This window comes from Pantoea sp. NSTU24 (assembly GCF_050157905.1).
In the GTDB taxonomy this organism is placed as follows: domain Bacteria; phylum Pseudomonadota; class Gammaproteobacteria; order Enterobacterales; family Enterobacteriaceae; genus Pantoea.
This window is the reverse complement of record NZ_JBKIWZ010000001.1, coordinates 2,650,616-2,672,560: the sequence shown is the minus strand read 5'-3', so window position 1 is coordinate 2,672,560 and position 21,945 is coordinate 2,650,616. Positions and strand designations below refer to the sequence as shown.

General features: G+C 54.7%; 19 protein-coding genes, 1 tRNA gene and 1 riboswitch. Of the genes, 10 read left to right on the top strand and 10 right to left on the bottom strand.

The window, feature by feature from the left end:
- The first annotated feature begins 2 nt into the window (after window positions 1-2).
- Window positions 3-221 carry an ogr/Delta-like zinc finger family protein gene (locus tag ACLHDD_RS12625; protein WP_427105210.1) on the top strand — a complete coding sequence of 73 codons (219 nt, stop codon included), beginning with the start codon at window positions 3-5 and terminating at the stop codon, window positions 219-221.
- A gap of 141 nt (window positions 222-362) precedes the next feature.
- Here the strand turns inward: ACLHDD_RS12625 and ACLHDD_RS12620 are convergent, their stop codons facing one another.
- The 3 genes from ACLHDD_RS12620 to ACLHDD_RS12610 all read right to left on the bottom strand — a co-directional run bounded on the left by ACLHDD_RS12620 (window position 363) and on the right by ACLHDD_RS12610 (window position 2,295).
- Complete coding sequence (locus ACLHDD_RS12620; RefSeq protein ID WP_427104390.1) at window positions 363-1,052, bottom strand: DarT1-associated NADAR antitoxin family protein; 690 nt, start codon at window positions 1,050-1,052, stop codon at window positions 363-365.
- Between the two features lie 3 nt (window positions 1,053-1,055).
- On the bottom strand, window positions 1,056-1,679 hold the full coding sequence (locus ACLHDD_RS12615) for a DarT ssDNA thymidine ADP-ribosyltransferase family protein (protein WP_427104389.1): 624 nt from the start codon (window positions 1,677-1,679) through the stop codon (window positions 1,056-1,058).
- Window positions 1,680-2,219: 540 nt separating this feature from the next.
- Window positions 2,220-2,295, bottom strand: a tRNA-Ile gene (locus tag ACLHDD_RS12610).
- A 608-nt stretch (window positions 2,296-2,903) separates the two neighbouring features.
- Here ACLHDD_RS12610 and mug point away from each other — a divergent pair.
- Window positions 2,904-3,422 carry a G/U mismatch-specific DNA glycosylase gene (gene mug, locus ACLHDD_RS12605; protein WP_427104388.1) on the top strand — a complete coding sequence of 173 codons (519 nt, stop codon included), beginning with the start codon at window positions 2,904-2,906 and terminating at the stop codon, window positions 3,420-3,422.
- A 71-nt stretch (window positions 3,423-3,493) separates the two neighbouring features.
- On the opposite strand, the gene rpoD is transcribed toward mug, so the two are convergent.
- The 3 genes from rpoD to rpsU all read right to left on the bottom strand — a co-directional run bounded on the left by rpoD (window position 3,494) and on the right by rpsU (window position 7,783).
- Window positions 3,494-5,335, bottom strand: a complete 1,842-nt coding sequence (gene rpoD / locus ACLHDD_RS12600; protein WP_313655228.1) for an RNA polymerase sigma factor RpoD — start codon at window positions 5,333-5,335, stop codon at window positions 3,494-3,496.
- A 368-nt stretch (window positions 5,336-5,703) separates the two neighbouring features.
- Complete coding sequence (dnaG, locus tag ACLHDD_RS12595; protein ID WP_427104387.1) at window positions 5,704-7,449, bottom strand: DNA primase; 1,746 nt, start codon at window positions 7,447-7,449, stop codon at window positions 5,704-5,706.
- A gap of 118 nt (window positions 7,450-7,567) precedes the next feature.
- Window positions 7,568-7,783, bottom strand: a complete 216-nt coding sequence (rpsU, locus tag ACLHDD_RS12590; RefSeq protein ID WP_001144069.1) for a 30S ribosomal protein S21 — start codon at window positions 7,781-7,783, stop codon at window positions 7,568-7,570.
- Window positions 7,784-8,060: 277 nt separating this feature from the next.
- On the opposite strand from rpsU, the gene tsaD reads away from it, so the two are divergent.
- Window positions 8,061-9,074, top strand: coding sequence for a tRNA (adenosine(37)-N6)-threonylcarbamoyltransferase complex transferase subunit TsaD (gene tsaD, locus ACLHDD_RS12585; protein ID WP_427104386.1), 1,014 nt, complete (start codon window positions 8,061-8,063; stop codon window positions 9,072-9,074).
- Between the two features lie 27 nt (window positions 9,075-9,101).
- Here tsaD and plsY read toward each other — a convergent pair whose 3' ends face one another.
- Window positions 9,102-9,707 carry a glycerol-3-phosphate 1-O-acyltransferase PlsY gene (gene plsY, locus ACLHDD_RS12580; RefSeq protein WP_313655224.1) on the bottom strand — a complete coding sequence of 202 codons (606 nt, stop codon included), beginning with the start codon at window positions 9,705-9,707 and terminating at the stop codon, window positions 9,102-9,104.
- Between the two features lie 108 nt (window positions 9,708-9,815).
- On the opposite strand from plsY, the gene folB reads away from it, so the two are divergent.
- Together folB and bacA are read left to right on the top strand one after the other, a co-directional pair.
- Complete coding sequence (folB, locus tag ACLHDD_RS12575; RefSeq protein WP_313655222.1) at window positions 9,816-10,175, top strand: bifunctional dihydroneopterin aldolase/7,8-dihydroneopterin epimerase; 360 nt, start codon at window positions 9,816-9,818, stop codon at window positions 10,173-10,175.
- Window positions 10,176-10,365: 190 nt separating this feature from the next.
- Entirely contained in the window at window positions 10,366-11,184 is an 819-nt protein-coding gene (bacA, locus tag ACLHDD_RS12570; protein ID WP_427104385.1) for an undecaprenyl-diphosphate phosphatase, read from the top strand.
- A gap of 16 nt (window positions 11,185-11,200) precedes the next feature.
- Here the strand turns inward: bacA and ACLHDD_RS12565 are convergent, their stop codons facing one another.
- Window positions 11,201-12,433, bottom strand: a complete 1,233-nt coding sequence (locus ACLHDD_RS12565) for a multifunctional CCA addition/repair protein (protein WP_427104384.1) — start codon at window positions 12,431-12,433, stop codon at window positions 11,201-11,203.
- A gap of 158 nt (window positions 12,434-12,591) precedes the next feature.
- The gene (locus tag ACLHDD_RS12560; protein WP_111139906.1) at window positions 12,592-13,212 is read right to left on the bottom strand and encodes a TIGR04211 family SH3 domain-containing protein; all 621 of its coding nucleotides are present in this window, start codon (window positions 13,210-13,212) and stop codon (window positions 12,592-12,594) included.
- 270 nt (window positions 13,213-13,482) lie between these two features.
- On the opposite strand from ACLHDD_RS12560, the gene ACLHDD_RS12555 reads away from it, so the two are divergent.
- The 3 genes from ACLHDD_RS12555 (at window position 13,483) to hldE (ending at window position 19,175) form a co-directional block, all read left to right on the top strand.
- Window positions 13,483-14,793: an inorganic triphosphatase gene (locus ACLHDD_RS12555; protein ID WP_427104383.1), complete on the top strand. Its 1,311-nt coding sequence runs from the start codon at window positions 13,483-13,485 to the stop codon at window positions 14,791-14,793.
- Window positions 14,794-14,827: 34 nt separating this feature from the next.
- A complete protein-coding gene (glnE, locus tag ACLHDD_RS12550; protein ID WP_427104382.1) occupies window positions 14,828-17,680 on the top strand; it encodes a bifunctional [glutamate--ammonia ligase]-adenylyl-L-tyrosine phosphorylase/[glutamate--ammonia-ligase] adenylyltransferase in 2,853 nt (950 codons plus the stop codon).
- A 70-nt stretch (window positions 17,681-17,750) separates the two neighbouring features.
- A complete protein-coding gene (gene hldE / locus ACLHDD_RS12545; RefSeq protein WP_427104381.1) occupies window positions 17,751-19,175 on the top strand; it encodes a bifunctional D-glycero-beta-D-manno-heptose-7-phosphate kinase/D-glycero-beta-D-manno-heptose 1-phosphate adenylyltransferase HldE in 1,425 nt (474 codons plus the stop codon).
- Between the two features lie 51 nt (window positions 19,176-19,226).
- Here the strand turns inward: hldE and ubiK are convergent, their stop codons facing one another.
- Window positions 19,227-19,622, bottom strand: a complete 396-nt coding sequence (gene ubiK / locus ACLHDD_RS12540; RefSeq protein ID WP_427104380.1) for a ubiquinone biosynthesis accessory factor UbiK — start codon at window positions 19,620-19,622, stop codon at window positions 19,227-19,229.
- Between the two features lie 171 nt (window positions 19,623-19,793).
- Window positions 19,794-19,951: riboswitch (FMN riboswitch) on the top strand.
- Between the two features lie 110 nt (window positions 19,952-20,061).
- On the opposite strand from ubiK, the gene ribB reads away from it, so the two are divergent.
- On the top strand, window positions 20,062-20,718 hold the full coding sequence (gene ribB / locus ACLHDD_RS12535; protein ID WP_427104379.1) for a 3,4-dihydroxy-2-butanone-4-phosphate synthase: 657 nt from the start codon (window positions 20,062-20,064) through the stop codon (window positions 20,716-20,718).
- Between the two features lie 223 nt (window positions 20,719-20,941).
- Window positions 20,942-21,727, top strand: a complete 786-nt coding sequence (gene ygiD / locus ACLHDD_RS12530) for a 4,5-DOPA dioxygenase extradiol (RefSeq protein ID WP_427104378.1) — start codon at window positions 20,942-20,944, stop codon at window positions 21,725-21,727.
- Window positions 21,728-21,945 lie beyond the last annotated feature (218 nt).

Here is a 21,945-nt window from a genome sequence, read left to right as displayed (position 1 = left end):
TGATGATGAATTGCCCTTTATGCGGGAATGCCGCACATACCCGCAGCAGCTTTCAGGTATCAGCAACAACCAAAGAACGATATAACCAGTGCCAGAACATCAATTGCAGCTGCACGTTTAAATCTCATGAGACTGTGTCAGAAATCATCATGAAGCCTGGGACGGTAAAGCCTGTTCCGCCGCATCCCGGAAGAGACCAGCAGCAAACGTTATGGTTATGATCGGTGTAGTATTGTGAGTTTTTTGAGTTAAAATTGCATATGACCTTATGTTATTGCTTTTCAAATTATTCATTAGGTGAAGGTGCACTTAATGAATAATTTGTTATTTTTACACTGCATTAGAATTTAAATTAGTAAGTCTTATATCAAATTATGCTGTATGGAAAAATTATCCGCAGTGTAATGGTTTTTCAATGTTGATAGAAAATTTTCCTGAGAGGATAAAGCATCCTCAAGCATGTTGAGTTTATTTAAGCTGACATAAAGAGCTGCGGCTCTAGCTTGGCAGTTTATTGATTTAGCTGGGTTAAACTCTATATCCGTAAATCCATCGAATTGTAATAATTGCTCTGCTAACTTTTTGTTTTGATTTAGGGCGCTTAGGTATAACCAATCATAAAATGCTGTGCGTGGAATAAGTGGCCAAATTGTATTGTAAAAATTAAAAGACATAAGATTCCCTGATTCTTTTAATCTTATGTCTTTTTTTGCATCTCTTGATTCTTTATCAAGTAAATCAACATAAGGGCCACCATGCTCGAAGACTTTGCTCGCTTGAAATGCTGATTCAACAGAAAACTCTTTGGAAAGTTTTCTTGTTTTTATTTTTAGGTTAAATGCGCTAAGTGCTACACCTAACTCATCCTCAGATTTACTTGAAATCTCAAGTAAAGAATCCAAGCCCTGTGCGTTAGCAGCTGCATGCAATGCTTTAATTGACTTTTGCTTTTGTACCTTTGCCATTCCCGGAGACCATGGAAAATCTAAGTCTTTAGTAATAGACAATACATTATTAGATATCACGGGTATGAAAACAGGTCTAACAGCCATAGCTTATCCTAAATAAAAGTGCCTTTGAGAATACAACGTTCTACCATTGAGGTTAGCATAATATCTATGATTCATTGTTGGATGCAACCTGTAAAAATTATTAGCTGATTCTTTGTTAGGATGATAGACATTTAATATGTAGGCTGGCTCTATAGTGTCAAATACAAGAACCTCTGCTTGCACGTCTGTTGAATATTCACTTGAAAGATCATGCGGTCTCTCCTGCGCAAATACATTATTTGAGAAAATAGCCTCGAAAGACTCAACACTTTTCATAAGATTGAGTTCATTAAATCTAACATTATTGGAAGCAGCGTTCGTTGGATAAAATGCACAGTCCTTTTGCCATAAAACAGAAGGATCAATAGCTAACAATATCCAATCCCCTCCTTTCGATTGCCTGTATTTGTATAACATTTTTGCATTTGGATAACTTACTGATAAACAAGTAGCATTTAGATGTCCATCAATTCTCATTTCATCATTATAGTCATAAGCAAATTCGCCATCATCTAATGTTTCTCTACTTATTAATCCATGGTGAAGAATGGAGGATAAATTTTCGCTGTGTGTGAAATGGAAGAGTCTAGTGATATTTCGTTGCTGCAAAACTTGCTGTATAGTCATAAAATATAGCCTGAATTGTTTTGTGTTTATTTTAATATTGTGAAACAATTCTACTACGCGTTCAAGTATCCTAAAATGGAAATTTTGTGATCTTTATCAAATAAAATTACATATTAAATTGTATGCAAAGTACTTCATTACTAGCCTTCGAAACGCTGGCGGATTATTAAAAATGAAATGCTATAAATAACTTTCCAATTTGGTTTAAGTACAAATAGCCATATCTTACTTATAGTGAACGCCTTTCGAATTTCATCAGCCTATCACCACTAACATTCGACATCTTCCCAAACTTGCTGTTAGTGAATCTTTTAACAGTACCAAATTGACAAACCGCACAGTGGAGTAAATTTCCTTCATCCCGTGGACTTACTGCTATGGTCAAAAAAGATGGGCAAACGACGTTGCTTAGTTCAATGGCGGCGTCTCACATGAATGAAAGAAAAAATAGTGCTGCCATTTTGCTGCCAACGGTGGTTTCATAAAACAAAAAAGCCACCCTGAGAGGTGGCTTAAATACATGATTTACATCGCTAAATTTGGTGGCCCCTGCTGGGTTTGAACCAGCGACCAAGCGATTATGAGTCGCCTGCTCTAACCACTGAGCTAAGGGGCCAGCGGAGCGGGGATTATAAAGTATCTCTTCAGGGCGATCCAGCACTCAGCCGCCAGTTGCTGAAATATGCAGCAGTGATTTACCTGCTGATTTCTATAACAAATCTGACTCTTTGTATTAGCGAACTTTTAAAACGATGTCCTGAATGCCGCCTGAGCAGTTAAGTAAACCTCAGGTCTGGCTTCTCATACCGGTCGCAGACGTCGTTATAATGCCTGCATTGGCGTTTCTGTTCTGAAACAAGACTGCGGTGGCCTGACACGCCTGGCCCCCCGATCGCAACTGCACCACAAAAATCGTCAGGCTGGATGCGCAGGTACAATAATTATTCTTTTAATCGATGATTATGCGGCAGAGAGGACAGGACGATATATGGAGCAGCAGAGTAGCAAAGCGCAAACACATCTTATGTGCAGGAGATCTGAAGCAGGCTTAACCGTGGGCGCTTCTGTGCTGATGCAAGCCGCCGGGCTTGCATACGGCTCTGTTCATACGATTGCAGCCTCATCGGATGAGCATCAGCATTCACGAGCCTGTCCGCAGGAGCAGGGCAGGCTCATATCACAATGGCGTCTTGTTACGCTGAAACCGCGCGCGCTGGTGACAGCATGATTGCGCATGACATCCGCGACATTATCGCGCCAGGCCTTGATGTGCTCTTCTGCGGCATCAATCCGGGCCAGTCAACCGCCCATCAGGGCTTTCACTTCGCGCATCCCGGTAATCGCTTCTGGAAGGTGATCTATCTGGCGGGATTTACCCGGCAGCAGCTGAAACCGGAAGAAGAGCAGCGCCTGACGGAAACCGGCTGCGGAATCACCATGCTGGTTGAGCGCCCTACGGTGCAGGCGAGCGAGTTAGCTTCTGAGGAGCTGCGTGAGGGCGGCAAACGTCTGACGGAGAAGGTCATGCACTATCAGCCCGCCGCGCTGGCTATCCTGGGCAAAGAGGCGTTTCGTCGGGCCTTTAAACAGAGCAAAGTTGAATGGGGTAAACAGCCGACAGGCATAGGAGAAACGCAGGTGTGGGTATTGCCAAACCCAAGCGGGCTTAATCGCGCCTCACTGGAGGAGATGGTGGCCACATATCGTCAGCTTTATGCGGCACTGCATCCGGTGAATCACTGAACCCGGGCAGAGAGGGGAGAGACGGTAACAGGCAGGCATAAAAAACCCCGGCGAACCGGGGTTTTCAGGACTTAGTCGTCGAGGAAGCTGCGCAGCACTTCCGAACGGCTCGGATGGCGCAGTTTACGCAGGGCTTTCGCTTCAATCTGACGGATACGCTCACGCGTTACGTCGAACTGTTTGCCGACTTCTTCCAGCGTATGGTCGGTATTCATATCAATACCAAAACGCATGCGCAGCACTTTCGCTTCACGTGCAGTCAGGCCAGCCAGCACGTCGTGAGTCGCAGAACGCAGGCTCTCTGAGGTAGCAGAATCCAGCGGCAGCTCCAGCGTGGTGTCTTCGATAAAATCGCCCAGATGCGAATCTTCATCATCACCAATCGGCGTTTCCATAGAGATTGGCTCTTTCGCGATTTTCAGCACCTTACGGATTTTATCTTCCGGCATCAGCATACGCTCAGCCAGCTCTTCCGGCGTCGGCTCGCGGCCCATCTCCTGCAGCATCTGGCGCGAAATACGGTTGAGCTTGTTGATGGTCTCAATCATGTGCACCGGAATACGGATAGTACGCGCCTGATCGGCGATAGAGCGGGTGATCGCCTGACGGATCCACCAGGTCGCATAGGTCGAGAACTTGTAACCACGGCGATATTCAAACTTATCAACCGCCTTCATCAGACCGATGTTACCTTCCTGAATCAGGTCAAGGAACTGCAGACCACGGTTGGTGTATTTCTTCGCAATCGAAATAACCAGACGCAGGTTGGCTTCCACCATCTCTTTCTTAGCGCGACGCGCTTTGGCTTCACCAATCGACATGCGGCGGTTGATGTCTTTCACCTGCTCGATGGTCAGGCCGGTCTCTTCTTCGACCTGCGCCAGTTTCTGCAGGGAACGCATCACGTCATCCTGCACTTCCAGCAGTTTTTCAGACCATGGCTTGTTCATCGCCAGTGCGGCTTTAAACCAGCTCTCGTTGGTTTCGTTGCCGGTAAACAGGGTGATGAAGTTCTTCTTCGGCATTTTGCACAGCTCAATACAGAGCTTCATGATCAGACGTTCCTGAGTACGGACACGTTCCATCATGTTGCGCATGCTGCCAACCAGGTAATCGAACTGCTTTGGTACCAGGCGGAACTGTTTAAAGACGTCAGAGAGGTTCTGGATCTCGGCAATGGCTGCGGCATGGCTGCGGCCTTTGCTCTTGATGACGCTACGGGTGGTTTCATACTGCTTACGCAGGTCAGAGAACTTCTCGCGCGCCAGTTCCGGATCGATAGAGTTATCATCCTCGGAATTATCGTCATCCTCTTCATCATCGTCTTCGTCGTCGTTACGATCGGCTTCAGAGAGTTCAGAGCCCACGTGCGTCGCCGTTGGGGCCAGATCTTCTTCTGCGTTAGGATCGACGAAACCGGTGATCAGGTCGGAGAGGCGGGATTCGCCTGCTTCAACTTTGTCATACTGATCCAGCAGATAGGTAATCGCTTCAGGGTATTCGGCAACGGAGCACTGAACCTGGTTGATACCATCTTCGATACGCTTCGCGATGTCGATTTCGCCTTCGCGCGTCAGCAGTTCAACGGTACCCATTTCACGCATGTACATGCGCACCGGGTCAGTGGTGCGCCCGATTTCAGATTCAACGCTGGATAATACCTGAGCGGCAGCTTCCGCGGCATCTTCGTCAGTATCGGAGCTGTTTTCATTCAGCATCAGATCGTCAGCATCCGGGGCTTCTTCAACCACCTGAATACCCATGTCGTTAATCATCTGGATGATGTCTTCGATCTGATCTGAGTCGACGATATCTTCCGGCAGATGGTCATTGACCTCAGCATAGGTCAGATAGCCTTGCTCCTTACCACGGGTGACAAGAAGCTTGAGCTGTGACTGCGGGTTTTGCTCCATAAGACGGTATCCACACTTCTGTTAAATTAGATTGGTGTCGGTCGGCAGCGCGCCAACAATAGCAGTGAAGGCGTTTAATTCTTGCCGCTGCCCTCGTCGCGGCGTGGGCGATGCCCAACAGTAATCGGCACTTAAGCCGCTTGTATAAATTTCTGGTGGTACAGGCCCGGCTTACCCGCCATTCTGCTTCCCGCCAGTGCCCGCTCTCCTCACGTACTTCAGTACGCGCCGGGAACTGTGCGCTGGCGGTAACCAGACTGACTTCGGCGCAGACGGCCTTTTAAAATTTGTGCTGACGGCCTGGCTTAACGCTCCCGGCCTTAAAACAGCCACGCCGCCCATCTTCAGCGCGGGCAGCGTGCTAAAACTTATTTTCTGGCAAACGCCTGGCTGAGCATCCAGAGCTCACGACGCTCGTCGGCAGTGAGTCCCTGAATGCGTTCGCGTGCAATCAGAAACTCCAGTCGCTCTTCAAGCGCAGAATCATAGATGCTGGCCAGCGAGTCCTGAAACACCGCTTCGGCTTCCTCATCTACTATCATGTGGTTCCAGATCGCCAGTGTTTCAAGCGTCTGACTAAAATTTGTCCCGCGATATAACTCTAGTAGCTGCCCGGTCGTCAATCCAGGATTCTCGTTACAGCGACCGACTAACTCAATAAAGAGCGGCAGGCCGGGCATTTTCGACTCAGACAGGCCATCCAGTGAAGGCACCATCGAGGCCAGCTGCGGATTCTGAACCAGCAGAGCGATAAGCACGCGCATGGTCGTACGTTTAAGCGGTGGCGCGACCGGCGCAGCGCCGCTTGCAGCCTGCTTTGGCATCAGCTTTTCAAGCTGATTGTCATCAAGGATACCCAGCTTATTCCCCAGCTCCTGACGCATATAAATACGCAGGGTCTCGCCGGGAATCTGCGTAATCAGCGGTAAAGCCAGCGTGCTCAGGCGCGCTTTTCCGTCGCGCGAACTCAGATCCACCTGCGGCAGCAGGCTGTCAAATAAAAACGAAGAGAGCGGCATTGCCTGCTCCATCCTCGCTTCGAAGGCGGCTTTACCCTCTTTGCGTACCAGCGTATCCGGATCTTCACCGTCGGGTAAAAACATAAAGCGTAGCTGACGGCCATCATTCATGTAAGGCAAGGCAGTCTCAAGCGCACGCCATGCGGCTTCGCGGCCAGCCCGGTCGCCGTCATAACAGCAGATGACCGTATCGGTGCTGCGAAACAGCAACTGAATGTGTTCAGCGGTCGTAGAGGTGCCTAACGACGCGACGGCATAATCGATTCCGTACTGCGCCAGCGCCACCACGTCCATGTAGCCCTCGACCACAAGCAGGCGGGCAGGTTCAGGATGGTTCTTAACCGCTTCATACAGGCCATAGAGCTGGCGGCCTTTGTGGAAAATCGGTGTTTCCGGCGAGTTCAGATACTTTGGCGTTTCGTTACTCAGTACCCGTCCGCCAAAGCCGATCACGCGGCCACGCTTATCACGAATCGGAAACATGATGCGGTCACGAAACCGATCATAGGTCCGGCCTTTGTCATTGCTGACCAGCATACCCGCTTCCATCAGTGACTCGCGATCGTCCGACTGCTTGCCAAAACGTTTGAGAACGTTATCCCAGCCGGCAGGCGCGTAACCGATAGCGAAATGATTGATGACTTCGGCGCTCAGACCACGACGATCAAGATAGTCGCGGGCAGGCTGTGCGCTGGACTGCTGCAGACCCTGCTGATAAAAGCCGTTCAGGCTCTCCATCAGCTGGTACAGGCTCTGGCGCTGATGGCGTTCCATCTGGCTGGGCCCGCTGCCTGCTTCATAAGGCACGTCTAAACCGTGGGACGTGGCCAGCTCTTCGATCGTCTCAACAAACTCCAGTCGGTCGAAGTTCATTAAAAAGTCGATAGCATTACCGTGGGCACCACAGCCGAAACAGTGATAGAACTGCTTTTCGCCGTTTACGGTGAAGGAGGGCGTTTTTTCATTATGGAAAGGACAGCACGCATGGAAATTCTTACCCTGCTTTTTCAGCTTAACGCGGGCATCGATAAGATCCACGATATCCGTGCGGGCAAGTAAATCGTTGATAAATACGCGTGGAATTCGTCCAGCCATACGCCCCAGATTTTCAGCTCATAAACGGCAACAAGCCGCGCTTCCTTTCGGAAAGCACGGCCTTTTACTTGACTCTGTCTGCGTAGATCACGCAAGGGAGGCGAACCTCCGGAACAACTTAGTACAGACGAGTGCGGCGTGCGTTTTCGCGAGCCAGTTTCTTGGCGTGACGCTTAACTGCTGACGCTTTAGCGCGCTTACGTTCGGTAGTCGGTTTTTCATAGAACTCACGACGACGAACTTCAGCCAGAACGCCTGCTTTCTCGCAAGAACGTTTGAAGCGACGCAGTGCTACGTCAAATGGCTCGTTTTCACGTACTTTAATTACCGGCATGTAACTCTCACCTCGATAAAATTCGGTTTTGCTGCTGACTGCGGCGCCAGCACATTTCAAAATGGTGCAGCATTTTACTCCAACTCGCGTCGGTTTGTAAAGCACCATGGATAATTTGAAACCAACAGGAGCGTTTGCCTGTGCGGCTGCCGGTTTTTCCAGGGGCGGGAGTATAGCGCACTCTTTAGCCGACAGAAAATGACTTTTTACGCCGGATGCCCGCGCTGCACATCGTATTGATGTGATAAACTGCGCGCCGCAAGAATGAGGTGATGCAATGCGAATTCTGGGTATTGAAACGTCGTGCGATGAAACCGGCATCGCAATCTATGACGATGAGGCCGGATTACTGGCAAACCAACTCTACAGCCAGGTAAAACTGCATGCTGATTATGGCGGTGTGGTGCCGGAACTGGCCTCACGTGATCACGTGCGTAAAACTGTACCGCTGATTCAGGCGGCGCTGAAAGAGGCAAATCTGGCACCGCAGCAGATCGACGCGGTGGCATATACCGCCGGGCCGGGCCTGGTGGGTGCGCTGCTGGTTGGCGCAACCATCGGCCGCGCACTGGCGTTTGCCTGGAAAGTGCCTGCCGTGCCGGTTCATCACATGGAAGGTCATCTGCTGGCGCCGATGCTGGAAGAGAATCCGCCGGCATTTCCGTTTGTGGCGCTGCTGGTATCGGGCGGACATACACAGCTAATCAGCGTCACCGGCATAGGTGAATATGAACTGCTGGGCGAATCGATCGACGATGCCGCGGGTGAAGCCTTCGACAAAACGGCGAAGCTGCTGGGTCTTGATTATCCGGGCGGGCCGATGCTGTCGAAGATGGCGCAGCAGGGCACAGCGGGACGTTTCACCTTTCCACGTCCGATGACCGATCGTCCAGGGCTGGATTTCAGTTTCTCTGGTCTGAAAACCTTTGCGGCTAACACGATCCGCGCCAATCCTGACGATGAGCAGACCCGCGCTGATATCGCCCGCGCCTTTGAAGATGCGGTGGTGGATACGCTGTCGATCAAATGTAAGCGTGCGCTGGATCAGACCGGCTTTAAGCGTCTGGTCATTGCGGGGGGCGTCAGCGCCAACCGCACGCTGCGTGAGCAGATGGCGGTCATGATGCAGAAGCGTGGCGGTGAAGTCTTCTATGCTCGTCCGGAATTCTGTACCGATAACGGTGCGATGATCGCGTATGCGGGCATGGTGCGGTTAAAAGGTGGTACACGGGGTGAACTGAGTGTCAGTGTGCGACCGCGCTGGCCGCTGGCAGAATTGCCTGCCATCTGAGGAAAAAAGCCGGCTTGCCGGCTTTTTTTATGGCTGCGACTTCTTCTTACGCTTCCAGATTTTGCCTTCCTGACCCCGCCACAGACGCTGAATATTGTCGTGATGACGCAGTAAAATCAGGCAGGAGAGCATGGACACCGGAAAGGTGAACTGCGGTTTGAACCACCAGACATAGAAGGGGGCGATGAGTGCACTGACAATTGCGCCCAGCGAGGAGTAGCCACTCAGTAACACCGTCAGCAGCCAGGTTCCGGTCATCAGACCCGTCAGGTCCCAGCCAATCGGGGCAATAGCACCGAATGCCGTCGCGACGCCTTTGCCACCACGGAAATGAAAGAACACCGGATAGATGTGACCCAGACAGGCGGCAATGGCTGTCAGACCAAGATAGAACGGCGTCACATGCATCAGATATGCCAGCCAGACCGGCACCATCCCTTTCAGCACATCAAACACCAGTACGCTGGCGGCAGCACCTTTACCGCCCAGACGCAGAACGTTGGTCGCGCCAGGATTGCCGGAACCGTGTGTGCGGGGATCGGGCAGGCCCGCAAGTTTGCAGACCAGAATCGCACTGGAAATTGAGCCGCAAAGATACGCGAAAATAATCATACCAAGCGCGAAAGCACTCATAACACCGTACCGTTCCCTTTAGGGTCGTTTTGATCTCATCAACCGTGGATAATACGCATAATCCGCCGGAAGTGGTATCCGGCTCAGCCAAAAACAGAGACTCTCATCATGGATATCGTATTTATAGAACAACTCACGGTGTTCACCACCATTGGCGTTTACGACTGGGAACAGGGCATCCAGCAGAAGCTGGTACTCGATATCGAAATGGCCTGGGATAACCGTCTGGCGGCCCGCAGCGACGATGTCAATGATTGCCTCAGCTATGCCGATGTCGCATCGGCAGTCCTGACGCATCTGAACGGCAGCCGCTTTGCGCTGGTGGAGCGCGTGGCTGAAGAAATCGCGGATCTGTTGATGAACCGTTTCAGTTCACCGGGGGTGCGCATTAAGGTCAGCAAACCGGGCGCTGTCGCCCAGGCGGCGCAGGTTGGCGTGCGAATTGAGCGCGGGACTATTCCTAAATAATCTGGATGTGATTGCCATCACAATGAAACCAAACCAAATTACTGTCTGTCATAGCGTGAGCCGTTTCGTTACAGCAGGCGAAATGGGCCAGACCTTAAGGTTTAATTCAGGCTAGGTGCGGCATATTTAAGGCGATAGCAACGGGCTACCGCCTTTTTAATGGTTTTGAAACAGATAGAGGGAACATTTGATGGCAGATATTCATCAGCTTTGGGTTGCTGCAATCCTGGGCATTGTGGAAGGGCTGACCGAGTTTTTACCGGTTTCTTCCACCGGCCACATGATTATCGTGGGTCACCTGCTGGGCTTTGAGGGGGAAAAAGCCGAAACCTTTGAAGTCGTCATTCAGTTAGGGTCGATTCTGGCCGTCGTGGTGATGTTCTGGCGCCGTCTGTTTGGCCTGATTGGTATTCATTTTGGTGAAGTCAGACATGAGGGTGTGGGTACCGGACGTCTCTCTTTGATCCATATCCTGCTGGGCATGATTCCGGCGGTGGTTATCGGGCTGGTACTGCACGATCAGATCAAAACGCTGTTTAATCCGATTAACGTGATGTACGCCCTGGTGGTCGGCGGCGTGCTGCTGCTGGCCGCCGAGTTTCTCAAGCCTAAACAGCCGAAAGCGGTAGGCGTCGATGATATTACTTATCGTCAGGCGTTTATGATTGGCTGTTTCCAGTGCCTGGCGCTGTGGCCAGGTTTCTCCCGTTCCGGTGCTACCATCTCCGGCGGAATGCTGATGGGCGTCAGCCGCTATGCTGCTTCCGAGTTCTCCTTCATCCTGGCGGTGCCGATGATGATGGGTGCAACCGTACTGGATCTGTATAAGAGCATCGGCTTCCTGACAATGGCGGACTTCCCGATGTTCGCGGTGGGCTTTATCACGGCATTTATCGTGGCGATGATTGCGATTAAAGTCTTCCTTGAGCTGATCAAACGCATCTCTTTTGTCTCGTTCGCCATCTACCGCTTTATCGTGGCGGCGGCGGTTTACGCGCTCTTCATGTAAACCGCAGGGCAGCCTGCTAGTCAGGTTGCCCGCTCGCCAGACCCTGCGCGACAGCCGCTATGCGCCGTCGCGTTAACTCTTCCCTTACTTCCGCACCTTTGAATCCCGCCTCGATCACGGCTTTCGTCGGCACCGCCTGAGCCAGTGCAAACGCACGACGCAGATAGTCTCCCTGCGGATAGGCCATGCTCTCCAGTCCGGCGCGTCCGCGCGCATCCGCTTCGCTGGTCAGCGCCATCTGTTCCACACGCTGCGGTTTACGCCAGGCATCAATCCGGTCAAACAGCCCCACCAGTGACGCCGGAGACTGCCGCTCAATAGTATGCACGATGTCGTGAAACTCGGTAACGATCAGCGCCAGATCACGCATCGCATTCGGCACACGCAGTCGCTGACAGAGCGCCGCGACCAGCGGCACGCCGGCCAGACCATGGCCGTGATGACTGGGCCACAGCGCGGGCGGCGTCAGCGCCTTGCCGACATCATGGAACAGCGTGGCGAAGCGCACATCAATGTCATCGGAGAGGGCAGCGGCCATCGCCAGCGTCATCAGCGTGTGTACCCCGGTATCGATTTCCGGATGCCACCGGATCGGCGCAGGAACGCCAAACAGGTTGTCCAGCTCCGGAAAGAGCACCTTCAGCGCACCGCACTCCCGCAGGACCTGAAAATAGACCTGCGGATTGCGGCTGCCCAGCGCCTTTTCCGTCTCTTTCCAGACCCGTTCTGCAGTGAGGTTTGACAGCTCGCCGCTCTCTGCCATCTGCTGCATCAGCTGCTGAGTTTCCGGCGCGATACGAAAGCTGAGATGGGCAAAACGCGCGGCAAAACGGGCAACCCGCAGTACCCGCAGCGGATCTTCGCTGAAGGCGTCAGAGACGTGGCGCAGCAGGCGCAGAGTGATATCGCGCTGGCCATGATAAGGATCGACCAGTTCGCCGTGTTCATCCTGCGCGATGGCATTGATGGTCAGATCGCGACGCTGTAAGTCCTGCTCCAGCGTCACGTCGGGCGCAGACCAGGTCACAAACCCGGTGTAGCCTTTCCCGTTTTTCCGCTCGGTCCGCGCCAGCGCATACTCTTCACGGCTTTTGGGATGCAGAAAAACGGGAAAATCACGACCGACCTGCTGATAGCCCTGTTCCAGCATGGCCTCCGGCGTGGCGCCCGTCACCACCCAGTCTTTATCTGTTACGGGCAGATTCAGCAGCGCATCTCGCACTGCACCACCCACTAAAAACGTCTTCACGCAAAACTCCAGAGAATAAGAAATGACCTGCACACCGGGCGTATCCTGCACCTGAAATCGGCAATGCATCTCATTTCATTGTTGCACAGATTCCCCGGATTGCAGACATGCCAAAAAGGGGATCAGAAGATCCCCTTTTTCAATCCGGCGCAAGGGTGTCAGTTCATCCAGCGATCGCTTTTCTTGCGACGCGGCAGCATGTGCGGCAGTAACAGGCCCAGCAGCAGGCCCACGCCCAGCACGCCGCCGCCATACATGAACCACTGCATGATGATGGTGCGCTGCTTGTCATCCAGCTGAACGTTCGCCGCGCTGACTTTCTTCTGCGCCACGATCAGCTCATTTTTCAGCTTCTGGTTTTCGCCTTTCAGCCCGTTGATGACGCCGTCGCTGCTGGCGACTTTATTCTGCATTTCTGCAGTGCGCTGGTTCCAGCTGTTGTCGATGTTATCCAGTTTGGCCGTCAGATCTTTCACCTGCTGCTCAAGCTGCGGCACACGGGTACGCAGGCTCGGACTGGCGCTGAGTTGTGACAGCGGGATCCAGGTGGTGCGGCCTTCTGAATCACGGATCTGACCATAATGCGTGTCATTGTTGGTCTGTAACAGCTGCACCTCTTCCCCGGCGTTCAGCTTACCGAGCAGGCGAAACTGGTCGCCAGGCCCGCTGCGGACCCAGGTCGAGAGTTCATCAGAAACGTAACGTTTTTCGTCGGCATGGGCAGGTGCAAGGGTGCTGAGGGCCAGCAAAGTGAGTCCGGCAAGTGTGATTTTTTTCATTCGATTTCGTTTGGCTTAGTCTGACTAAAATTTACCGGCACAGTCTGGAGAGGCCTCACATAAATCTGAATGAGAACTATCCTGGTCTCATGAGAGTGCGAAAAGGTCTGAGAAAGCGCAAAGAAAGCAGAGACAGCGCGGCTTCTGTGCATTAATCTTCGCCTGATAAACCCCTGCCCCCAGGTGACAGCGTAAGTAACCCGCTGATCATCGCCTGAAATATGCAGGAAACACCCTCTTAAGTGCCAGCGGCGTAGTGAATAAAAAATTATGACCATCGAAATCGAACTAAAGTTCATTGCAACATCACAGGCAGCCGGGAAGCTGGCTGAACGACTCGCCACGCTGCCGCATCAGCATCAGGCTGCGCGCGAGCTGACCAACATCTATTTTGAAACCGATGATAACCAGCTGCGGCGCTGGGATATGGGATTACGTATCCGTGGCGTTGATAAGCGTTATGAGATGACGCTGAAAGCGGCAGGCCAGACGCTCGGCGGACTGCATCAGCGTCCGGAATATAATGTTGATCTCAGCGAACCCGTGCTGGACATCGCGCGTCTGCCCGAAGCGATCTGGCCGCAGGGCACCGATGTCGCGGCCCTGCAGCAGCGTTTGCAGCCGCTGTTCACCACCCACTTTCAGCGTGAAGTCTGGCTGATCACGACCGGCAACAGCGAAATTGAAGTGGCCTTTGATCAGGGTGAGGTAACGGCGGGTGAGCTGAGCGAACCGCTGTGCGAGATCGAACTGGAGCTGAAACGCGGTGAACGCCAGGATCTGCTGGCTTTTGCCCGGGAGCTGGTGGCACTGGGTGGGCTGCGTATGGGCAGCCTGAGCAAAGCCGCCCGCGGCTATCAGCTGGCGCAGGGAAATCCGCCGCGTCAGAGAGTGGCGTTTCCGCTGCTGAAAGCGGGAGCCAAAGCTACTGTTGAGCAGGGCATGGTTGCTGCAATGTCGGCCGGTCTTCAGCACTGGCAGTATCACGAAGAGGTCTGGCTGCGCGGTAACGCAGCGGCGCAGGACGCGGTGCGTGAAGCGCTGGATCTGCTGCGCCAGGCGTTTAGTCTGTTTGGTGCGCTGGTGCCACGCAAAGCCAGCAGCGCATTGCGTCAGCAGCTGACCACCCTGGAAGAGACACTGGTGAACGAGGAGCAGGAGGCGGCCGCGTTCTGCCTGTCTTCTCTGTCGGTTGAAACGCAACTGGCGCTGACACACTGGCTGGCTGAATCACAGTGGCGTCAGTGGGTCGATGCCAAAGGCGAGGCCAAGCTGCAGGGATCGTTTAAGCGATTCAGCGACATTATGCTGAGCCGCGTCAATGCGGATCTGCGGGAGACCTTTGCCACGATCAGGCAGCCAAACGAATATCAGGATAAAGCCACCCGACTGGCGCGTCAGCTGCTGACAGTGCATCTGCTGGCCGGATCCTATCCCGCCGAAACCGTGATGGCCTGGCTCGACCCCTGGCAGCAGCTGCTCTCCGCTATCCATGAGAAGCAGTCATCCGGTTTAGCCTGGCTGGCGACGCAGGCGCTGAAACAGTCACCCTTCTGGCTCACCAGCGGCGCTGGCCGCTAACGGGTATTACGTCATGCCATCTGAGGAGGGCATTATGTTGTCAGCACTTCCCGCGTTGCTTCGCGACCAGGCTGAAAAGGCCGCCCGACTGCTTGGGGTTCCGCTGAGTTCGCTCAGCCCGGAGCAGGCCGCCGGGCTGGCGTTCAGCGATTTTGTTCTGGAAAACCTGCAACAGCATCCCGACTGGTGGCAGACGATGCAGGACCAGCCGCCTCAGCCCGACGAATGGCAGCACTATCCGGCGTGGCTGAATCAGGCCCTGAGCGGCATCGACAGCGAAGCGGACCTGATGCGGGCGCTGCGGCTGTTTCGCCGCCGGATGCTGGTGCGCATCGCGTGGATGCAGGCTCTGCGGCACGCCACCACCGAACAGAGCCTGCAACAGCTCAGCCTGCTGGCCGAAGTGCTGATTAGCCGGGCGCGTGACTGGGTCTGGCAGGCGTGCTGTCAGGACTTCGGCACGCCCTGTAATGCGGAGGGCGAAGCACAGCCGATGCTGATCCTCGGCATGGGCAAGCTGGGCGGGGGAGAACTCAATTTCTCCTCTGATATCGACCTGATTTTTGCCTGGCCGGAGAATGGCACTACGCGTGGCGGACGGCGCGAGCTGGACAACGCGCAGTTCTTTACCCGCATGGGGCAGCGGCTGATCCGGGTGCTGGATCAGCCCACGATGGATGGTTTTGTCTATCGGGTAGATATGCGGCTGCGTCCATTCGGCGACAGTGGCCCGCTGGTGATGAGCTTTGCCGCGCTGGAAGATTACTATCAGGAGCAGGGGCGTGACTGGGAGCGCTATGCGATGGTGAAGGCGCGCCTGATGGGCAACGATCACGACCGCTGGAGCCTGGAGCTGCAACAGATGCTGCGGCCCTTTGTCTATCGCCGCTATATCGATTTCAGCGTGATTCAGTCGCTGCGAAATATGAAAGGGATGATCAGCCGTGAAGTGCGGCGACGCGGACTGAAAAACAATATCAAACTGGGCGCGGGTGGCATCCGCGAAACCGAATTTATCGTGCAGGTTTTCCAGCTGATTCGCGGGGGACGTGAGCGATCGCTTCAGCTACGTGCGCTGCTGCCGACGCTGGCGGCGATCAAAACCCTGGCGCTGCTGCCTGCGGAACAGGTTGATGCGCTGCGCGAAGCCTATCTCTTCCTGCGGCGGCTGGAAAATCTGCTGCAGAGTCTGGGTGACGAACAGACCCAGACCCTGCCAGAGGATGAACTCCATCGCGCACGGCTGGCGTGGGCGATGGCGTGCGCCGACTGGGCGGCGCTGATGACACAGCTCGACAGCCACATGGCGGCTGTGCGGGCCATCTTTGATGAGCTGATTGGCGAAGACACGCCTGATATCGACGATCAGCGCGAGCTGGCAGAGTTTCAGGTGCTATGGCAGGACCAGCTGGAGGATAACGAGCTGGCGCCGCTGGTCCCACAGCTCAGCGGCGATCAGCGGCTGACACTGCATCAGACGCTGGAGGCGTTTCGTCAGGATATCAACCGGCGGACTATCGGGCCGCGCGGCCGCCAGGCGCTGGATCAGCTGATGCCACGTCTGCTGAGCGAGGTCTGTCCGCGTGACGATGCGGCGGTGACGCTCAGCCGTCTGACTCCGCTGCTGCTCGGCGTGCTGACCCGCAGTACCTATCTGGAACTGCTGACCGAATATCACGGTGCGCTGCGCCACCTGATTCGCCTGTGCGCCGCCTCACCGATGGTCGCCAGCCAGCTGGCACGCTATCCGCTGCTGCTGGATGAGCTGCTCGATCCGGCCACGCTCTATCAGCCGACCGCCACCGATGCCTATCGCGATGAGCTGCGGCAGTATCTGCTGCGCATCCCCACCGAGGATGAAGAGCAGCAGCTGGAAGCGGTACGGCAGTTCAAACAGGCGCAGCATCTGCGTATTGCGGCTGCAGACATTGCCGGCACGCTGCCGGTAATGAAGGTCAGCGATCATCTCACCTGGCTGGCGGAGGCGATTATCGAATCCGTAGTACGCCAGGCGTGGATGATGATGGTGCAGCGCTATGGTCGTCCTTCACATCTGGTTAATGAACATGAGCGCGGGTTTGCAGTGCTGGGCTATGGAAAGCTGGGGGGGTGGGAGCTGGGTTACAGTTCTGACCTCGACCTCGTCTTCCTGCACGACTGTCCGGCTGATGCTATTACTGACGGAGAGCGCAGTATTGACGGACGTCAGTTCTACCTGCGCCTCGCCCAGCGCATCATGCATCTGTTCAGCACCCGCACCTCATCCGGCATTCTCTATGAGGTCGATGCGCGGCTGCGTCCTTCCGGCGCAGCGGGCATGCTGGTCAGTACCTTTGAGGCATTTGAGGAGTATCAGCGCAGTGAAGCCTGGACCTGGGAGCATCAGGCGCTGGTCCGCGCGCGGGTGGTCTTTGGCGAAGCGGCACTGAGCGAGCGTTTCAACGCGATTCGTCTGGCGATCCTCTCGCTGCCGCGTGCCGCCGGGGTTCTGCAGACCGAAGTGCGCGAGATGCGTGAAAAGATGCGCGCTCACCTCAGCAACAAACATAAAGGCCGCTGGGACATCAAAGCCGACGAGGGCGGCATCACGGATATTGAATTCATTGCCCAATATCTTGTCTTACGCTACGCCGCTCAGCAGCCGGCGCTGACGCGCTGGTCTGATAACGTGCGCATTTTCGAGCTGATGGCGACGTTTCAAAAAATGCCTGCCGATGAGGCGCAGGCCCTGACGCAGGCGTATGTGACGTTGCGCGACGCACTGCACCATCGCGCTCTGCAGGAGCTGCCTGGCCACGTTGAACCAGAGGCCTTTGCAGCGGAGCGGCAGACGGTACTGAATAGCTGGCAACGCTGGCTGGTCGCGTCGTCGTCTATCCTGGCGTGATGCTGATAGCACCATTCGCAACTGTGCTATCATCCGCGCACTATTTTTAATGCAGTCTGGAGTGTCTGGAATGAAAGTGACTCTGCCCGCGTTCGGCCAAGCCTCAGTGCTGGTTGTTGGCGATGTAATGTTGGATCGTTACTGGTATGGCCCAACCAGCCGTATCTCCCCTGAAGCCCCGGTTCCGGTGGTGAAAGTGGACACGGTTGAAGAGCGTCCTGGCGGGGCGGCAAACGTGGCGATGAACATTGCAGCACTCGGTGCCGCGTCACGTCTGATTGGCCTGACCGGTGAAGATGATGCGGCGCGCGTACTGAGTAACACGCTGAAAGACGTTAACGTTCATTGTGACTTCGTCGCAGTAAAAAGCCATCCGACGATTACCAAACTGCGCGTGCTTTCCCGCAACCAGCAGCTGATCCGCCTCGATTTTGAAGAGGGTTTTGAACAGGTTGACCCGGCGCCGATTCACCAGAAAATGCGTGAATCCCTGGCGGCAGCGGGGGCGCTGGTGCTCTCCGATTATGCAAAAGGCGCCCTGAGCAGCGTGCAGGCCATGATTACTCTGGCGCGCGAAGCGAAGGTGCCGGTGCTGATTGACCCGAAAGGTACGGATTTTGCCCGCTACCGCGGCGCGACGCTGCTGACGCCGAACCTCTCTGAGTTCGAAGCCGTCGTCGGCAAATGCAAAAGCGAAGAGGAGATTGTGGCACGCGGGATGCAGCTGATCGCTGATTTCGACCTCTCCGCGCTGCTGGTCACCCGCTCCGAGAATGGCATGACGCTGCTGCAACCAGGCAAAGCGCCCCTGCATCTGCCAACGCAGGCGCAGGAAGTGTATGACGTGACCGGTGCTGGCGATACGGTGATTGGCGTGCTGGCGGCAGCGCTGGCGGCGGGCGATTCGCTGGAAGAGGCCTGTTTCCTGGCCAATGCCGCTGCCGGTGTGGTGGTAGGGAAACTGGGTACGTCGACCGTCAGCACTGTCGAGCTGGAGAATGCGATCCACGCCCGTCCGGAGCAGGGCTTTGGCATCATGACAGAAGCGCAGCTGAAAGCCGCCGTTGAGATGGCCCGTCGCCGTGGCGAGAAAGTGGTGATGACCAATGGCGTGTTCGACATCCTGCACGCCGGGCATGTCTCCTACTTGGCCAACGCCCGCAAGCTGGGCGATCGGCTGATCGTCGCGGTTAACAGCGATGCCTCGACAAAACGCCTGAAGGGGGAGAGCCGTCCGGTCAATCCGCAGGAAAACCGGATGATCGTACTCGGCGCGCTGGAAGCGGTCGACTGGGTCGTGCTGTTTGAAGAGGACACCCCGCAGCGACTGATTGCCTCCATTCTGCCTGACCTGCTGGTAAAAGGCGGAGATTACAAACCAGAAGATATCGCTGGCAGCAAAGAAGTGTGGGCAAATGGCGGTGACGTGCAGGTACTGAACTTCGAAGACGGTATCTCTACCACCAATATCATTAAAACCATTCGCGGCAGCTGAAACAACCTCTGAATGTTTCTGCGGGAGCCAGGCAGGCTCCCGCCTGAACGCTTATTCGGACTTGTTATCCGGCACAGGTTTCACCACGTCGGCAACCGGTGGTGGCGAAACTGCAGGTGACGTAGCTACGGCTGCAGCCGGACTTACGGTGGCGGCGGAAGCCGGTGCCGCAGGAGCGTTCGCTGCCGGTGGCGTACCGGCTGAAGCCCCCTGGCTTTCCAGCTGTGCCAGACGCTGCTCCAGCGACGCCAGTTTCTCCCGCGTACGCAGTAAGACCTGCGTCTGCACATCAAACTCTTCACGGTTGACCAGATCCATCCGGGTCAGCTGCGCCTGAAGAACCTGACGAATTTTCTTTTCGACATCATCCCCAAACTCACGAACACCTTTCGGCATCGCATCGTGAACCTGACGGGCTAGTTGTTCAATTTTTTTCGTGTCGATCATGATGTTTTCCTGGTTACGGAGAGCTGTGTCAGCGTGTTTACCAACGTAATAAGTGTTAAGTGTAATGCCAGAAATGAAAAGGATAAACCTCAAATCCGCAACGCAGGAAATGCAAAAGCAATTGCGCTATTGATGATTGCCGCTTCAGACATTCAGCGTTATAGTTGAATTGCTTATTCTCAGGGCGGGGCGCAATTCCCCACCGGCGGTAAATCAGCTTCGGCTGAAAGCCCGCGAGCGCTTTATCTCACTGAAAAGTGAGGTAAAGGACAGCAGATCCGGTGTAATTCCGGGGCCGACGGTTACAGTCCGGATGGGAGAGGGTAACGACATCTGTCGGACAAGTGTGTCTGCTTCACGTTATTGCCACGTCTTTTTGACGTCACTCCTAAGCACGCCCTGATTCTGGTAACCCATACATATTAAGGTTTTTATTACCATGAATCAGACGCTACTTTCTGAATTTGGCACGCCTGAACAGCGTGTAGAACGCGCTATTGCCGCCCTGCGTGAGGGGCGCGGTGTGATGGTACTCGACGATGAAAATCGTGAAAACGAAGGCGACATGATCTTCGCCGCAGAAACCATGACCGTTGAACAGATGGCACTGACGATTCGTCACGGCAGCGGCATTGTCTGCCTTTGTCTGACGGAAGAGCGCCGCCAGCAGCTCGATCTGCCAATGATGGTGGAAAACAACACCAGCTCATTTGGCACCGGCTTTACCGTGACCATCGAAGCGGCAGAGGGGGTCACCACCGGCGTTTCCGCGCAGGATCGAATCACCACCATCCGTACGGCGATTGCCGATGACGCAAAGCCAGCCGATCTGCATCGCCCTGGTCACGTCTTTCCGCTGCGCGCCAGCGAAGGTGGGGTGCTGACCCGCGGCGGCCATACAGAAGCGACCATCGATCTGGTCACGCTCGCAGGCTTTAAGCCCGCCGGTGTCCTGTGTGAACTGACCAACGATGACGGCACTATGGCGCATGCGCCTGAAGCGATTGCGTTTGCCCGTCAGCATGATATGCCGGTTGTCACTATCGAAGACCTGATCGCCTGGCGTCGCACGCATGAAACGCGCCACGCCAGCTGATCGATCGGCTGGAAACAAACAGGCCTCCTGTGGGCCTGTTTTTGTTTCTGCCACGACTATCATTACGCTTTCCTCACCTTCCCGCTGTCAGCCGTCCGGCTAACAGCGCCGCGTTGCATTCATTCAAATTTCCTGATGATCACCATCATGCTTATCCGCGTGATCCCGTGGTAAATGCGCGTATCGTAGTGACCATTAAATAACCGGATTCCGGAGTTCATGAATGAGTCAGATACGTATGCCTGCGCTGTTTTTAGGTCATGGCAACCCGATGAATGCCCTTGAAGAGAACCGTTATACCGACGCGTGGCGTCGGGCTGGCGAGACGCTGCCGCGGCCGCGCGCAATTATTGCAGTTTCGGCGCACTGGTATACGCGCGGCACTGCCGTGACCGCGATGGCACAGCCGAAAACCATTCACGATTTCGGAGGATTTCCACAGGCGCTGTTTGATACGCGCTATCCGGCGCCGGGATCGCCTGAGCTGGCACAGCAGCTGGTGGAGCAGCTGGCGCCGGTGGCGGTAAAGCTGGATTATGAATGGGGACTTGATCATGGTTCCTGGGGCGTCCTGATCAGGATGTATCCGGATGCTGATATTCCGGTGGTACAGCTCAGTATTGATGGCACCCGACCGGCGGCATGGCATTTCGAGATGGGCCGGAAACTGGCTGCGCTGCGCGATCAGGGCGTGATGATTGTGGCAAGCGGCAACGTGGTGCATAACCTGCGTAAAGTGCACTGGAACGGTCAGGGCGACATCTATCCCTGGGCCAGCGGATTTGAACAGTTTGTCCGCGATAATCTGACGGTCCAGAGCGACGCCGCGGCACATCCGCTGGTTAACTTTATGGACCATCCTGATGCTGCGCTCTCCAATCCGACGCCTGAGCACTTTCTGCCGCTGCTTTATGTGCTTGGCGCACGGCAGCCGGATGACGCCATTACACTGCCGGTTGACGGGATAGAGATGGGTGCCATCAGCATGCTGTCGGTTCAGGTCGGTTAAAGGAAAAATCCTGTGCAGAGAACAGGTGCGGATGAAGAGAGCAGCACGCAGCACGTAATACGCAGCCGTTTCTGAACGGCGTACAGCGCTATCCCGGTGCGCACCTCAGACTGAGGCGCGCACCGGGCCGGACGTGGGCCATGCGCTTATTCTGACGGTCTGAGAGGATGAGCTGGACTTACCCGGTTTTACGTTTAAACCAGACCACGATTCTCGCG

What these genes read in the sequence shown, in the direction of transcription:
- ubiK (WP_427104380.1), bottom strand. Translation starts at nt 19,622, where the DNA reads ATGATCGACACGAAAAAAATTGAACAACTAGCCCGTCAGGTTCACGAT.
- ACLHDD_RS12620 (WP_427104390.1), bottom strand. Translation starts at nt 1,052, where the DNA reads ATGGCTGTTAGACCTGTTTTCATACCCGTGATATCTAATAATGTATTG.
- dnaG (WP_427104387.1), bottom strand. Translation starts at nt 7,449, where the DNA reads ATGGCTGGACGAATTCCACGCGTATTTATCAACGATTTACTTGCCCGC.
- ACLHDD_RS12615 (WP_427104389.1), bottom strand. Translation starts at nt 1,679, where the DNA reads ATGACTATACAGCAAGTTTTGCAGCAACGAAATATCACTAGACTCTTC.
- bacA (WP_427104385.1), top strand. Translation starts at nt 10,366, where the DNA reads ATGGCAGATATTCATCAGCTTTGGGTTGCTGCAATCCTGGGCATTGTG.
- mug (WP_427104388.1), top strand. Translation starts at nt 2,904, where the DNA reads ATGATTGCGCATGACATCCGCGACATTATCGCGCCAGGCCTTGATGTG.
- tsaD (WP_427104386.1), top strand. Translation starts at nt 8,061, where the DNA reads ATGCGAATTCTGGGTATTGAAACGTCGTGCGATGAAACCGGCATCGCA.
- ACLHDD_RS12555 (WP_427104383.1), top strand. Translation starts at nt 13,483, where the DNA reads ATGACCATCGAAATCGAACTAAAGTTCATTGCAACATCACAGGCAGCC.
- folB (WP_313655222.1), top strand. Translation starts at nt 9,816, where the DNA reads ATGGATATCGTATTTATAGAACAACTCACGGTGTTCACCACCATTGGC.
- ribB (WP_427104379.1), top strand. Translation starts at nt 20,062, where the DNA reads ATGAATCAGACGCTACTTTCTGAATTTGGCACGCCTGAACAGCGTGTA.
- glnE (WP_427104382.1), top strand. Translation starts at nt 14,828, where the DNA reads ATGTTGTCAGCACTTCCCGCGTTGCTTCGCGACCAGGCTGAAAAGGCC.
- ygiD (WP_427104378.1), top strand. Translation starts at nt 20,942, where the DNA reads ATGAGTCAGATACGTATGCCTGCGCTGTTTTTAGGTCATGGCAACCCG.
- ACLHDD_RS12560 (WP_111139906.1), bottom strand. Translation starts at nt 13,212, where the DNA reads ATGAAAAAAATCACACTTGCCGGACTCACTTTGCTGGCCCTCAGCACC.
- rpoD (WP_313655228.1), bottom strand. Translation starts at nt 5,335, where the DNA reads ATGGAGCAAAACCCGCAGTCACAGCTCAAGCTTCTTGTCACCCGTGGT.
- rpsU (WP_001144069.1), bottom strand. Translation starts at nt 7,783, where the DNA reads ATGCCGGTAATTAAAGTACGTGAAAACGAGCCATTTGACGTAGCACTG.
- hldE (WP_427104381.1), top strand. Translation starts at nt 17,751, where the DNA reads ATGAAAGTGACTCTGCCCGCGTTCGGCCAAGCCTCAGTGCTGGTTGTT.
- plsY (WP_313655224.1), bottom strand. Translation starts at nt 9,707, where the DNA reads ATGAGTGCTTTCGCGCTTGGTATGATTATTTTCGCGTATCTTTGCGGC.
- ACLHDD_RS12625 (WP_427105210.1), top strand. Translation starts at nt 3, where the DNA reads ATGATGAATTGCCCTTTATGCGGGAATGCCGCACATACCCGCAGCAGC.